Origin of the sequence: Colwellia chukchiensis, assembly GCF_002104455.1 — a bacterium.
GTDB classification, from domain to species: domain Bacteria; phylum Pseudomonadota; class Gammaproteobacteria; order Enterobacterales; family Alteromonadaceae; genus Cognaticolwellia; species Cognaticolwellia chukchiensis.
On sequence record NZ_NBOC01000003.1, the window covers coordinates 246,073 to 260,389 of the forward strand.

The 14,317-nt window shown below is 42.1% G+C and carries 15 protein-coding genes; 3 read left to right on the top strand and 12 right to left on the bottom strand.

Translation table 11 applies throughout. The features are described 5' to 3' along the window. Positions 1 to 5: 5 nt before the first annotated feature. Positions 6 to 242, top strand: coding sequence for a hypothetical protein (locus B6K83_RS06360; protein ID WP_085284113.1), 237 nt, complete (start codon positions 6 to 8; stop codon positions 240 to 242). Positions 243 to 286: 44 nt separating this feature from the next. On the opposite strand, the gene B6K83_RS06365 is transcribed toward B6K83_RS06360, so the two are convergent. Further along, positions 287 to 1,618 (bottom strand): MATE family efflux transporter, encoded by a 1,332-nt coding sequence (locus B6K83_RS06365; RefSeq protein WP_233143809.1) that lies wholly within the window; start codon positions 1,616 to 1,618, stop codon positions 287 to 289. 99 nt (positions 1,619 to 1,717) lie between these two features. Here B6K83_RS06365 and B6K83_RS06370 point away from each other — a divergent pair, with 99 nt between their 5' ends. Then, positions 1,718 to 2,767, top strand: coding sequence for a polysaccharide deacetylase family protein (locus tag B6K83_RS06370; protein ID WP_085284114.1), 1,050 nt, complete (start codon positions 1,718 to 1,720; stop codon positions 2,765 to 2,767). A 32-nt stretch (positions 2,768 to 2,799) separates the two neighbouring features. Here the strand turns inward: B6K83_RS06370 and B6K83_RS06375 are convergent, their stop codons facing one another. The 5 genes from B6K83_RS06375 to B6K83_RS06395 are packed head-to-tail and all read right to left on the bottom strand — an operon-like array spanning position 2,800 to position 6,740. Continuing rightward, positions 2,800 to 3,459 (bottom strand): SCO family protein, encoded by a 660-nt coding sequence (locus B6K83_RS06375; RefSeq protein ID WP_085284115.1) that lies wholly within the window; start codon positions 3,457 to 3,459, stop codon positions 2,800 to 2,802. Next, positions 3,459 to 4,376 (bottom strand): heme o synthase, encoded by a 918-nt coding sequence (cyoE, locus tag B6K83_RS06380; RefSeq protein ID WP_085284116.1) that lies wholly within the window; start codon positions 4,374 to 4,376, stop codon positions 3,459 to 3,461. Before cyoE ends, B6K83_RS06375 begins: the two co-directional genes overlap by 1 nt. Positions 4,377 to 4,386: 10 nt before the next feature. Next, on the bottom strand, positions 4,387 to 5,394 hold the full coding sequence (locus tag B6K83_RS06385) for a COX15/CtaA family protein (protein WP_233143815.1): 1,008 nt from the start codon (positions 5,392 to 5,394) through the stop codon (positions 4,387 to 4,389). Then, the gene (locus tag B6K83_RS06390) at positions 5,395 to 5,955 is read right to left on the bottom strand and encodes a hypothetical protein (protein ID WP_085284117.1); all 561 of its coding nucleotides are present in this window, start codon (positions 5,953 to 5,955) and stop codon (positions 5,395 to 5,397) included. 5 nt (positions 5,956 to 5,960) lie between these two features. Continuing rightward, positions 5,961 to 6,740, bottom strand: a complete 780-nt coding sequence (locus B6K83_RS06395) for an SURF1 family protein (RefSeq protein ID WP_085284118.1) — start codon at positions 6,738 to 6,740, stop codon at positions 5,961 to 5,963. 51 nt (positions 6,741 to 6,791) lie between these two features. Between B6K83_RS06395 and B6K83_RS06400 the strand changes: the two genes are divergently transcribed. Beyond that, positions 6,792 to 7,001: a DUF2909 domain-containing protein gene (locus B6K83_RS06400; RefSeq protein ID WP_085284119.1), complete on the top strand. Its 210-nt coding sequence runs from the start codon at positions 6,792 to 6,794 to the stop codon at positions 6,999 to 7,001. 62 nt (positions 7,002 to 7,063) lie between these two features. On the opposite strand, the gene B6K83_RS06405 is transcribed toward B6K83_RS06400, so the two are convergent. The 6 genes from B6K83_RS06405 to B6K83_RS06430 all read right to left on the bottom strand — a co-directional run bounded on the left by B6K83_RS06405 (position 7,064) and on the right by B6K83_RS06430 (position 14,315). Beyond that, complete coding sequence (locus B6K83_RS06405; RefSeq protein ID WP_085284120.1) at positions 7,064 to 7,948, bottom strand: cytochrome c oxidase subunit 3; 885 nt, start codon at positions 7,946 to 7,948, stop codon at positions 7,064 to 7,066. Positions 7,949 to 7,977: 29 nt separating this feature from the next. After that, a complete protein-coding gene (locus B6K83_RS06410) occupies positions 7,978 to 8,562 on the bottom strand; it encodes a cytochrome c oxidase assembly protein (RefSeq protein WP_085284121.1) in 585 nt (194 codons plus the stop codon). A gap of 12 nt (positions 8,563 to 8,574) precedes the next feature. Then, positions 8,575 to 10,179, bottom strand: coding sequence for a cytochrome c oxidase subunit I (ctaD, locus tag B6K83_RS06415; RefSeq protein ID WP_085284122.1), 1,605 nt, complete (start codon positions 10,177 to 10,179; stop codon positions 8,575 to 8,577). Positions 10,180 to 10,191: 12 nt separating this feature from the next. Next, positions 10,192 to 11,676, bottom strand: a complete 1,485-nt coding sequence (gene coxB, locus B6K83_RS06420) for a cytochrome c oxidase subunit II (protein WP_085284145.1) — start codon at positions 11,674 to 11,676, stop codon at positions 10,192 to 10,194. 645 nt (positions 11,677 to 12,321) lie between these two features. After that, on the bottom strand, positions 12,322 to 12,936 hold the full coding sequence (gene lexA, locus B6K83_RS06425) for a transcriptional repressor LexA (RefSeq protein WP_085284123.1): 615 nt from the start codon (positions 12,934 to 12,936) through the stop codon (positions 12,322 to 12,324). A 206-nt stretch (positions 12,937 to 13,142) separates the two neighbouring features. Then, complete coding sequence (locus B6K83_RS06430) at positions 13,143 to 14,315, bottom strand: response regulator (protein ID WP_085284124.1); 1,173 nt, start codon at positions 14,313 to 14,315, stop codon at positions 13,143 to 13,145. Between the last annotated feature and the right edge of the window lie 2 nt (positions 14,316 to 14,317).

Consider the following 14,317-nt stretch of genomic DNA (forward strand, 5'->3'; position numbering starts at 1 on the left):
TTTAAATGTCTTTATTAGAAAAGTTAGGTCAAGATCCACAGCGTAGCATGCGACGCTTTCTTTGTGGACTTGGCCTTTTTATTTTTGGGCTAGGCATGATATTCATTGGTTATTATCACAGCCACCTCTGGCAGATTATCGGTTTAGCGGTTATCGCCTTGGCAATCCTTATAGCCAGCTTTGGTTACATTGGTTTGTTCGCCAATCGTTTATACCACCTGTTAAATCGCCACAAACATTAACGCCCTTACAGAGACGTATCGCAGCTATCGCACGATAACGGCACTTACATGTTATGGCGATTACCTTGATAGTGTATTGCCAATGTTAGCCCTCGCGCCAACATAAACACTGAAAACGCCGCCCACAAGCCATGATTACCATAATCTTGCAATAACCACCAAACGGGAAAGAAACAGCCAAAAGTGGCGATTAACATACTGTTACGCATAATATCAGCCTGCATCAGGCCAACATAGACACCATCGTATAAATAACACCAGCATGCTAGCAAGGGCAATGCTATCAGCCAAAACAAATGTCGTTGTGCATAACTAACCACGCTGGTGATATCAGAGATCATAACAATAAAGTAATCGCCAAGTAGGTAAAATAACAGGCTATAGCTCACCGCAAATAAACCAGTCCATAACAAGGCAATATTGACACTGACAAAAATCGCTTGCCGATTATTTTCTCCTTTCGCTTTACCTACCATGACTTCGGCGGCATTAGCTACACCGTCTAAGCCAAAGGAGATCAACATTAAAAAGTTCATGAGTATCGCATTGGCAGCGATGACATCATCACCAAGGCGCGCACCTTGAAAGGTCATAAAAATAAAGCAAATTTCTAAACAAAGTGTGCGGATTAAAATATCGCGATTAAGCTTGAAGTAACTCAGCAATGCTGAACGTTCGAACAACTCAGTCATGAGCTGTTGCGCGGAACTAAACAAGCCAGTAAAGCGTTGCTTATAGTGACGCAATATCATTGTTAAACCGAGCAGCAGGCCACTATATTCTGCGATCAAGGTGGCGGCAGCGACACCCTTGACCTGCCAACCAAAGCCAATAACAAACAATAAATCTAGCACTAGGTTAATCAAGTTAGTGGCTATAATTAGCCACATCACCACTTTCGCTTGATGATTACCCAGCAGCCAACCTAAGATCACCAAATTGGCCAAAGCCGCAGGTAGGCCCCAAACACGAATTTCGCTGTATTGACGCGCGTAAAGCTGCACTTCACTCGAACCACCTGCCAAAGACAGCGCCACATCGATATACAAGCTTTGCAGCACAATAACTGCCAAGCCGATAGCTAACGCAACGATTATGCCACGCAATAACACTAAGTTATTTAATTGTTGATTTTGCTGACCAAAAGCTTGTGCTGATAAGCCTGTGGTAGACATGCGTAAAAAACCGCACAACCAAGTCACTGCGGTAATAATCATGGCGCCAACAGTACTACCACCAAGATAATAAGCATGCTCAAGGTGACCAATAACTGCGGTATCAATTAACCCTAACAAAGGTGCCGTGATATTTGACAATATCATGGGCAATGCCAAAATAAATAACTGCTTATGACGTTCTAAATCATTAAATTTCAAAAAAGCCGCCTTTTATTGGCAAATGAACTGTAAAATTACGCCTAAAAGCGCTATTTTAAGCAGGCGCCCAAACCCTACAAATGTTTTAGGAAGATTACCATGAAAACCTTCTTGTTGGCAGCCTTGTGTTATTGTGTTCACCTCAGTAGTTTTGCCACCGTTATCCTACAATATCATCACGTTAGCGAAACAACACCAGCCAGTACCAGTATTTCGCCGCAACAGTTTTCCAAACATATGCAATACCTAAAAGATAATAACTTTAAGGTTATTGCCTTGTCGGAATTAATGCAGGCACTTAAGCAACAACAACCTTTACCCGATAAATCTGTGGTGATCACCTTTGATGATGCTTATTTAGACATACTCACTAATGGTAAACCGATTTTAGATAAATTTGGCTATCCATTTACCATATTTATTAACCCCGGCATCGTTGAGCACAGCACTGGCCAGTATCTTTCATGGCAACAACTTAAAGCCATGGCAGACGATGGCGTTATTATTGCCAATCACGGTATGGAGCATGACTCACTCGCACGCATTCCTGAGGGCATGAGCCAACAACAGTGGCTTGCGCAAAACCGCAAATCTTTGCTAGCAGCCGAGAAAATGATTGAACAACATACTGGACAAAGTTGGCGTTATTTTGCCTACCCTTATGGTGAATACAGCCCTGAAATTCAACAGTGGGTATTAGACAATAACTTTGTTGCTTTTTCGCAGCAATCAGGTGCGGTTGGCCTTGCTACTGACCTAAGCAGCATTCCTCGTTTTCCGGCTTCTCAACCTTATGATCAAATAGCCAGCTTGCGCGATAAGCTCAACTCTTTGCCGTTTAACATTCATCTTGATGCGGAAAATCAAAAAACCATTTTTCTCCAAGGGGAATCTCGCTCGATTACCTTCAATATCGAGGTTGACGACTTTTACCCGGAACAACTAAATTGCTACATCTCTGGCTTAGGTCGCCAAAAAATTACCTGGCAAGGGGATGAAATGTTTACCATTAAATACAGCGCGCCTTTACCCACAGGCCGCGTACGCTGCAACTGTACAGCCCCTAGTATTAGTGAACCGGGGCGTTATTATTGGTATTCAAAACCATGGTTTGTATTAAAAGCCAGTGGACAGTGGTACCCACTTTAATAACCGTTTCACTACCTTAACTTAAGTGGCGCTTAATAAAGTGCCACAATTTTTGCAAAGTCACTCAGTAATTTATCTGGTTCAATTACAGGTAACTCTGCTAACGCCTGCTTAGGCTTAAATATTGCCTCTATTTTACCATCGGGGTTGATCAACACTAACGAAGCGCTATGGTCAACCAAATAATTACTGACACTAGCCCCGTGTCGGGCTAAGTCCTCTGCTTGTGCCTCAGGCTCGGTTATGGCATACATTAAGCCTAAGTTGCGCGCAAAAGGCACCAGTGCTCCATGGTCGCCGCGCAAGGCCTTAAATTCAGGATTAAAGTAAGCGATATAACTCGCTAGCTTCTCTTGGCTATCACGGGCCGGATCAACAGACACTAATAACACTTGGTTATTATCGGTAATAGCCTGTAAATCATCATAAATAAAATTTAACTCTTGTAAGGTGGTTGGGCAAACATCTGGGCAAGAGGTATAGCCAAAAAACACCCAACTCCACTTTCCAGTAAGTGCAGCATTATTAAATGGCTGGCCAAGATGATCATGCAATTGAAACGTGTCTATGTCGCGTGCTTGTTGATAATGCAGGGCAAATTCGGCTGGTGCTTTCTTGTTAAGCTGTGAAAAGAACAGCCCGCCAGCGACAAGCGCACCGAGCGCAACAATCAAGGTAATAATCTTTTGCATCAGCCAGCCACCGGTAGTAAATAGTGATCAAGTAACAAAATAATAAATAGCACCATTAAATGCACAATCGAAAACTTAAAGGTATCCATCGCTGTTTCTTTATCGGCATTAAATTTAAGTTTCCAAGCGTAGGCAAAAAAGATCAAATTTAATACCACAGCGCCAATTAAATACAGCCAATTACTCATGCCCACTAAATAGGGCAGTAAACTCACCACAAATAACAGCACGGTATAAAGCAATATTTGCGTTTTGGTAAAGTTCACGCCATGGGTAACCGGCAACATAGGAATGTTCACTTTGGCATAATCATCTTTACGGTGAATGGCGAGTGCCCAGAAATGCGGCGGCGTCCAGGTAAAAATAATCAACACCAATAATAACGCATTAGGGTGAATTTCATTGGTCATGGCAGTCCAGCCGAGTAAGGGTGGAATAGCCCCTGCTAAGCCACCAATAGTGATATTTTGCGGCGTGGCACGCTTTAAATACATGGTATAAATAAAGCTATAACCGACTAGGCCAGCCAAGGTTAACCAAGCGGTTAATGGATTAACAAAACTGTATAAAACTACAAAACCTGAAACCGCCAATGTGATGGCAAACACAGAGGCATTTCGAGCGCTTAATCGACCATTGGGCAATGGACGGTTATGCGTGCGACCCATTTCACTGTCAATACGCTCATCAACAATATGATTGATTGCCGCAGCAGCGGAGGATAGCAAGCCAATACCTAACATCGACGGCACTAACACCTGCCACGGAATAATGCCTGGCACAGATAAGCACATACCCACTAAAGCAGTTAATACCAATAACGCAACGACGCGGGGCTTAGTGATCTCGTAATAATCACGCCACATTGCCGTGCTTGCTACCCGATGACTTGCTGGTACTGTATTACTTTGTCCCATACTATGCCCCTTAAATTTTCCGCTTTAAACTATATGTCATGGTAATTAATGACAACATTAACATGGCTGCGACCACGTTGTGACTCACCGCAACACTCAGTGGCAGTGACAACCAAACATTACTGATCCCTAACGCCACTTGCACACTGAGTATAAATATGACGCTAGTGGCAACTTTTCTAAAAAAAGGTGATTGTGCTTGCCGGTAAACACTGACTGCTAACCACAATAAATATATAGTCGCAACTATCGCGCCAAAACGATGCATTACATGTATGGTTAAGCGCGATGCATGGTCAAGATGACCAAATTCATAACTGTCTTTTTCTGGCGGGATCAGATCAAAGGCGTGCTCAAAATTGATTTGCTCTGCCCATCCGGCCTGACAAATAGGTAGTTCAGTACAGGTAAGCGCAGCATAATTTGCTGCGGTCCAACCACCTAAGCCAATTTGCGCGGCTAAAATAAAAATACCAATAACCGCAAATTTCGCGTATTTCTTTAAAGCCATATCACCGCCGGGCACCCGATGATCGCGTAAACGCAAGTAGAGCAAAAACAATAAGCATAAAGTGGTAAAACCGCCAAGTAGGTGCCCCATCACCACCACAGGCATTAACTTCATGGTAACTGTCCACATACCCAGCGCCGCTTGAAATATCACCACCAGTAAAATTAATACTGGTAAGCCTACCGGCCCCCCTTGCGCGCGCTGCTTAATGGACAACAAAGCAATAGCTAAAATCAACAGGCCTAACGCCCCCGCAAAATACCTATGAATCATTTCATTCCAAGCTTTATCCGCTTCAAGCGGGCGCTCAGGAAATGCTTGTTCTGCGGCAATAATTTGCGCACTGGTATTAGGCACTTTCAGCATACCATAACAACCCGGCCAATCCGGACAGCCTAATCCGGCATGAGTAAGCCGCGTATAAGCGCCTAAGCTAACGACAATTATGGCGAGTAAAATACTCACCAACACCAATGTTTTAATATTTGCTGAGCCTCGCGTTTTCATTTAACCGATCCTTGAATATTTAAGTAGTTTTTTAAAATCGGCCAAAATCGCTTTACCAAACTGGGGTAATTCTTCGGCATTTTTCGGTGGTACATGACTTAGAATCACATTACCTAAGGGGTCAACAATAAGTACTTGTGAATGGGTTATAACAGCCTTAGCCATCGCGGGCATAGATTCAAAGCGCCATTTATTGACTTGAATTTTTTCACTTTGGGTGGCGTTTAACGCGTGTTGGGTAAGGGCCACTGGCTTAACACGCGACATCTCTTTCCCCAGAGCTATGTAGGTATTATTGACACTGACTAGCGTATTTTCACATTGCTGATCACAGTGTGTTGGCAGGGTGTAAAGTAATAGCCATTGTTGCTGAAAGTCTTTATCAGCAAGGCCAAGCTCTGCTAAGGTTAGCTCATTCGCCAGCAACTGCCCCTGATTGGTCACGCCATAATTGAACCATTGTTGTTCTAGTGCCAATTTAGCCAAGACAATTGGCAAAATAAATATTGCCAATAGCATTAACATACTACGACGCGATTTATGTAATTTAGAAGCACTCATACTCGCTAGCCTTTTCTTATTATTGTGTTGTCTTCGTCTCGCAGGTGGCGCTCATTAGCACTTGCTTTGAACGCCGCCCAAACCATTAAAATTAACCATGCACAAGCCAAACTAAACCATTGAAAGGCATACGCTCGATGTTTTTCGGGCGGCATAACAATCGGTTGCCAGTTTTTTTCAAAGCCGATTGATTCTTTTGTATCTAAGTAAACGACAAAGGGCAATAGCGGTTGAGTAATAAATGACGAAAACTTATCTAGCTCAATTTGTTGTATCCTTAACGGCCAGCTCACGTTAGTTAAGTCTTGCTCCTGCAATTGAATACCCACCTCAATTTCTCGAATATGCCCTGTGATAGTATGCTGCCCCGTTAACGGTAAAATTTCTGGTAACGCTTGGCGATCGACCGAGCCAGCAACCCAGCCTAAATTAACCAACACCGCCTGTTGGTTATGAGTCATAAATTGAAATACCCGATAGCCTAATCGACCGTTATTTAATTGATTATCGAGCAAAAATATTTTATCAGCGATAAATTCACCCGTGAGCGCAACGGGTAAGTCATTGATACCATCTTGCAGACCACTAATCGCCAATACTTGAGCTAAAGACAAGGCCTGTTGCTGACTTAATTTACTGATCCGTTGCAGCCGCTGCTCTTTTTCTAAGGCACGAGATGATTGCCAAAATCCAAGCTTGATTAATAGCGAAAATACTAGCATGGTAAAGATAACCATCGGCCAGTTTAATTGTTTTATGTGCTGTTGGAATGAAACCAAATTCATAGACTACCGCATGTTTGCTAACTAAAAACCGACTATAAAAGAGAGAGTGCTGTGTTAATAAAAGTAATTGTTGTTGGCCTTATCGCCGTTATGATTTATAACTTGTTTCGCGCCTTAATAATCATGAACAAAAATGATCCTGGCCAAGTACCGATGTCAAAATATATTGGTCGCCGCGTTATCACCTCTGTGGTCATCATTTTATTGTTACTGCTTGGCATATTAACCGGCCTGATCACACCAAACCCACGCCCCTATTAATAACAAACCTGAAAAGAACATGTGCCACTTATCACAAGTGACGCATGCTCATTAATTAGTCGCTAAATAATATAAACAAAAACAAACAGTAATACCCAAACTACATCAACAAAATGCCAGTACCAACTTGCGGCTTGAAAGGCAAAATGATTTTTCGGGGTAAAGTGGCCTTTAAAGACTCTGATCAACATCACCAACAGCATGATGGTACCTAAAGTCACATGCATACCGTGAAAGCCAGTTAATAAGTAAAAGGTATTCCCGTAAATACCACTGTCTAAATACAGTTTCATTTCATCGGCATAGCCGTGTGCATACTCTAAACCTTGGCAATAAAGAAACACACACCCTAATAACACGGTCAACCCTAACCAAAACTTTAATAAACCACGTTTTTCTTGCTCTAAAGCAACATGAGCTAAATGTGCAGTAATGGAAGACGTTAGGAGTAAAATAGTATTAATTAATGGCAAACCATACCAACCCATAGCAGTAGTTTCCGTGCCATCAGGAGTTTTAACGAGCGGCCAAGTTGCGGTAAACTCTGGCCACAAAATAGCGCCGGTTGCGGCATTATTACCCGCACCACCAAGCCAAGGCACAGCAAACGTGCGCGCATAGAGTAAAGCACCGAAAAATGCCGCAAAAAACATCACTTCTGAGAAAATAAACCAACTCATGCCCTGACGAAATGAGTTGTCCATTTGATGGCTATATTTTCCCGACATTGACTCGGTGATCACATTATTAAACCAGCCAAACATCATATAAATAATCAAGGCAATTCCAGCCAATAACACCCAACCACCACCGCTGCTGTCTGGGTTATTTAAATTAGCAACATAATTGCCGGCACCTACTGCAATTAAAAATAAAGCAATAGCGCCAACGATTGGCCACTTACTTTGTGCTGGTACATAATAACTTTCGTATTCTTTTGTGGTCATTGTTGTTCCCCTCAGTTAAGTGTAAACACTTAAGAATCAACTGCGCTTGTAATATCGTACAGCGTGTAAGATAACGTAATGGTCGAAACGTCTTCTGGTAAATCCAAGTCAACATAAAACTGCAGCCCCATTTCCACGTCTTCACTGGCGTTTAGCGGTTGATTATTAAAACAAAAGCATTCTATCTTTTGAAAATAAATCGCTGCCTGCCCCGGTGAGACTGACGGTACTGCTTGGCCAACAATGGCGTTTGCAGATTGGTTTTTTGCGTAAAACTTAACCACTTTTCGTTCGCCTGGATGCACCTTTACTTCATTAATCATGGGCTCAAACTGCCAAGGAATGCCCTTAGCGGTTCGAGTCAAAAACTGCACCGTAATAGTACGTTCGCGATCAATACTGGTCGCGTTATAACGCGCTGCTACATTAGACGTTTTACCGTTTAAGCCGGTGATATCACAAAACACGTCATATAACGGCACCATCGCAAAGCCAAAACCAAACATGGCAAACACCATCAGCATCAGTTTTTTTACTGTCTTTTTTACTGATGCGTCAGCAGCTTGTTGCTGTGTTTGCGTTGATAATGTCTTTTTGTCTGCGCCGTTAGTCATTTTTACGTCCAATTAATCAATTTTCGGTGGCGTCTCAAAGGTGTGGTATGGCGCAGGGCTTGGCACTGTCCATTCTAATCCCTCGGCACCGTCCCACGGTTTCGCCTCAGCTTTTTTACCGCCTTTAATACACTTAATCACTAATACCAAGAAAATTAATTGCGATAAGCCAAAGGCAAAGCCACCAATACTGACCCACTTGTTAAAGTCAGCGAATTGCAGAGCATAATCAGGTATCCGACGCGGCATGCCCGCTAAACCTAAAAAGTGCATGGGGAAGAATAATAAGTTCACCGACACTAATGAACACCAGAAATGCCACTTACTTAAAGTGTCGTTGTACATGTACCCTGTCCACTTAGGTAACCAATAATAAGCTCCGGCAAAAATTGAAAATAGCGCACCCGTTACCAGTACATAGTGGAAGTGTGCAACCACGAAATAGGTATCATGATATTGAAAGTCCACAGGTGTCATTGCCAACATCAAGCCAGAAAAACCACCAATGGTAAATAAAATCACAAATGCGATAGAGAATAACATCGGGGTTTCAAAACTAATGGCACCGCGCCACATGGTAGCCGCCCAGTTAAACACTTTAACCCCGGTAGGTACCGCGATTAACATGGTGCAATACATAAAGAACAACTCACCAAACAACGGCATACCGGTGGTAAACATATGGTGTGCCCAAACAATAAACGACAAGAAAGCAATTGATGCTGTCGCATAAACCATTGAGCTATAACCAAAAAGCTTTTTGCGTGAAAACGCTGGAATGGTGGTTGAGACAATACCAAAGGCCGGCAATATCATAATGTACACTTCTGGGTGACCGAAAAACCAAAAGATATGCTGGAACATAACAGGGTCACCGCCACCCGCAGCATCAAAAAAGCTAGTGCCAAAGTAGGTGTCGGTTAACACCATAGTAACGGTGCCGGCAAGCACGGGCATCACGGCAATCAATAGATACGCGGTAATGAAAAATGTCCAAACGAATAATGGCATTTTCATGTATGTCATTCCCGGGGCACGCATGTTCATGATAGTCACCACTATGTTTATCGCGCCCATAATCGACGAAATACCCATAATATGCACCGCAAAAACAAAGAACGCGGTACTACCATTGCTATAAGTGGTTGATAAAGGCGCATAGAAAGTCCAACCAAAGTTAGGTGCACCACTTTCTAAAAAGAAAGTTGATAGTAAGATGGCGAATGCGAAGGGTAAAATCCAAAAACTCCAGTTATTTAACCTTGGCAATGCCATATCAGGCGCCCCGACCATCATAGGTAGCATCCAGTTAGCTAAGCCGGTAAATGCGGGCATAATGGCGCCAAATACCATAATAAGGCCATGGACTGTGGTCATTTGATTGAAAAAGTCAGGTTCAACTATCTGTAAACCGGGCTGAAACAACTCAGCACGGATCACCAGCGCCATCACGCCACCGGTTAAAAACATGATAAATGAGAACCATAAATACATAGAGCCTATATCTTTATGGTTGGTGGTGTATAACCAGCGCTTAAGGCCAGTCATTTTATGATCATGATGGCCATCGTCATGTGCGTCTTGCGTTGATTGCTCATTAATTACATTGCTTGTCATTTTAACGCCTCCCTACTTCGCGCTAGCAGCAACATCTGCTGGCTGGACTAAATCACCGGTATTGTTGCCCCAAGCATTACGCTCGTAAGTAACAACGGCTGCAATTTGCGTTTTTGTCAATTGGCTGCCAAAGGCTGCCATGGCGGGATTTTTCTTACTGCCATTGAGCACCATATCGATATGAGCAGTAACATCACCGGTGACCATTGCACTGCCTTTCAGTGCTGGGAACACCGGCGCCATACCTTCACCACTCGCTTGGTGACAGGCAGCGCACGCGCTCATATAAACTTGCTCACCCATGCTCATTAATTCAGCTTGGCTATATACTTTCGACAAATCTTCTGCGGGCTTTTCTTCACTAATCTCTGTTTTCACTTCAGTGATGCTAGTGGCTGCCGCCTTAAGACCATCTGAAACCTCGCCTCCTACAGCCGCTTTGACATCAGCTGCTTGAATCGCATCTCCGGTATTATTACCCCAAGCATTTCGTTCATAGGTAACAACCGCGGCAATTTCTTTTAAGCTCAGCTGCTTGCCATAACCTTGCATACCCGTGCCAGCACGACCATTAAAAACAATGTCAATATGCTCACTCGCCGGTCCTGTGGTGGCAATGGCACTGCCTTTGAGGGCAGGAAATGCCGGTGGTAAACCTTGGCCACTAACCTGATGACACGATGCACAATAAGCGGTGTAGGTTGTTTCACCAAGTTGCATCAATTCATCCATAGAAACTGAGGCGGTTAACGAGGCGGCTTCAGCAGCAGCAGCATTCGCTTTTAGTTGCTTTTGCTCTTCTAACCAAAGCGCATAATCGGCTTCGGTTTTAACTTCAACTACAATCGGCATAAAGCCATGATCTTTACCACACAGCTCTGCACACTGGCCTCGGTAAATACCCGGTTCGTCCACTTTAGTCCAAGCTTCGTTAATAAAACCCGGGTTAGCATCTTGTTTAACCGCGAACGCAGGCACCCACCAAGCATGAATAACATCATCTGAGGTGATAACAAAGCGCACTTTTTTATTGGTAGGGATCACTAAGGGTCGGTCAACTTCTAACAGGTAATGCTCACCTTTTTCCGCCGAGCTACCATCTTGGTTTTCGTATTGCTCGCGTGGCGTAGCAAGTACGGAATAAAACTCAAGGTCTTGGTCAAAATATTTGTAATGCCATTTCCACTGTGAACCAGTGACTTGAATGGTAATATCCGAATCATCATTATTTTCCATCGCAATCAAGGTGTAAGTGGCAGGCACTGCCATTGCGATAAGGATAATAACCGGGATCGTGGTCCAAAGAATTTCAACTTTGGTGCTTTCATGGAAAGTTGCAGGTTTAACGCCTTTTGATTTACGGTGAAATACCATAGACCAGAACATAGCACCAAACACCACCACACCAATTACAGTACAAATGTAAAGCACCAACATGTGTAAATCATATACATCTCTGCTGACTTCGGTGACCCCTTTGGTCAAATTCAGTGACATATCTGCCCATACCGAACTAGACAACAAACTCCCTAGCAACAGCCAACCTAGGTTACGTCTTTTCACTCGACATCTCCTTTACCCTTTAAGGCAAAATAACGCGAATTACTGACCAAAAAATTTGCTCATGTAGGTTATTTTGCGCATACAATTATTATTATTTAACTGATGCATATTTAACTCGTTGCGCTATGCATCCTTTTGTTATTTTTGTACGTTTTCTAGACTAGAATTACTCAAATCTTGATCTGGGTCAATTTAAAAATTCAAATACAATTAAAATAAAACATAATAAATACAATAGAGTAATAACCCTAATACAGGACAAAGTACCGTTTTCAATAGGCTTATAGAAGTGTTTATTTTTTGAACTACACATTAATTCAGTGCTGAATAATAAATCAACAGACAACAAATCAGCTGTACAAAAAACAATCTAAATAGGTGTGGTAGCAGTAGAAGTGATAATTATTTTCAACTAATAACGCTTTCAAGGGAGATCGTTAATAAAAGTCAGAAAAGGCACAGATTTAATGCACTAACGTGCTAGCGAGGCTGAGTTTCTAATAGCATTCGCTATTAATATAAACCTGTATATAGAGAATAAAAATGCGCTTGCAGGCAGTAATACAAGCGCAGCTATACTTACATCCAATCGGCAGCGCGAATAACCCCAACCGCAAGCCCTTCAACATTAAAATGTTGACTGGCTAAATCCACTTTAATAGGGGCAAAATCAGCGTTTTCTGCATGCAAATACACCACATTACCTTCGCGCTTAAAACGCTTAACAGTAACATCGTCTTCAACTCGGGCGACAATAACCTGGCCATTTTGCACATCAGTGGTTTGGTGTACCGCCAGCAAGTCACCATCTAGAATACCAATATCTTTCATACTTTCGCCGTTAACGCGTAATAAGTAGTCTGCGGCGGGATGAAACAAGCTACCATCAATTTTATAGTGCTGCTCGACATGCTCTTGCGCCAATATTGGCTCGCCTGCAGCAACCCGGCCCACCAAAGGTAAACCTGCTTCTTCAACAAATTCTTCTGCTAAGCGAATACCACGCGACGTACCAGGTAGCATGTCAATATAGCCCTTTTTAGCTAACGCTTTTAAATGTTCTTCCGCGGCGTTGGCTGACTTAAAGCCAAAAAAGCTGGCAATTTCAGCGCGAGTGGGCGGCATGCCAGTTTCAGCAATTTTTTCCCTGATCAGATCGAATATCTGCTGTTGTCTGGGTGTTAAAGGGCGCATAATTAATCCTTAAAGCGACTTAGTAGCAAGCCTGTGTTTTTAAACAGTATTACTGTTATTGTATACAGGCTGTAAATAAAGGCAAGTGTTTATTCTTAAGCGCAATTTATTTGTAGGTTTGAGATTCAGTGAATTTTTTTCTAAATAGGTGAATCTCTTACGTGTTGTAGCTTGTAGACGTAAATTCTCGCTCTCTAAACAGTGCATCAGAAACAAATATAATAAATCAGATAGGCTACTGCTAAAAAGCATATCAATGGGCTATACAAAACTAAACAAGCTTTAATAGACAACCATATATTTGGATCTTTCCTGTCATCTTGTTTATCTAATTGCTTACCTGAAAAGAAGTCTAACCAATCTTTAAAGAAACCTTTATTAAAAAATAAACCGTGATCACCTTCGAAGTACCTATTTTGTATCAAGCCCGCAAATGTATTTTTGAAACCAACTTTACCAGCCATTCCCAAGCCAACAGCAGAAGCCTGACTGAGGACTAGCGCCTTATCCGAAATACCGCAATCGTTAACAATCCCTTTAATCTCATGTTTATTAATGATTTTTTGCAATTGATAGCTGGACTTTAATACACTTCCACAGAGTACAACCCGCCCTAATTTGGGACTTGTAATTAACGGGATTTTTTCTAGCGCTTTGACAGCGACAAAAGTACCAAAGCTATGAGCTACAATGTTAATTTCTGCGGTTCTATTTCTATTTGCCAGATCTTGCAGTTCAGTAATAAAGGTCTTAACTTCACGATTTCGCAGCGGTGGTATCAAAAAAGAAAAAACAGGATAGAAGTTATATTTAAATTCTATGTGCTCAAACTCACTGCCTTGCTCTTTAATATATTCATCCAATTTGCCTTGCCAACGTCCAAATGAATGTATCCCATGAATAGAGTAAATTACCTTATCTGTAGGTTTATGAATTGTTGATGTCTGCTTAGAGTGAATATATTCATTTATAGATTCTTTTATCCCATCTGCCCAAGTCATATCTATATGATCATATACATAGGAAAATACTCTTTGTTCCGTGAATAAAGAAGCTTGTTCTTCAAATAATTCTGTGTGTTTTGTCAGCCCAATAATTACGTTTGGTGTCTTATATTTATCGCCCTTTCTCTTAACATCATGCTTTATAACTTTAAGAACATTTAACCCACCAGTATCCTTTTTTTCTTCGTTAACCCTCTGTGGAATCTGGAGATCTAATATCAACACATCAAATTTAGCGTTTTCTAGAGCAGACAAAGTTTCCTGAACACTTATAGTTCTTGAAATCCCTCTCTCTGGAATATTTAATTCTTCGATTATACTTTTTACATTTTCAAATTTTGAGTCATCATCCTCGACAACTAGAACAGATATCATTC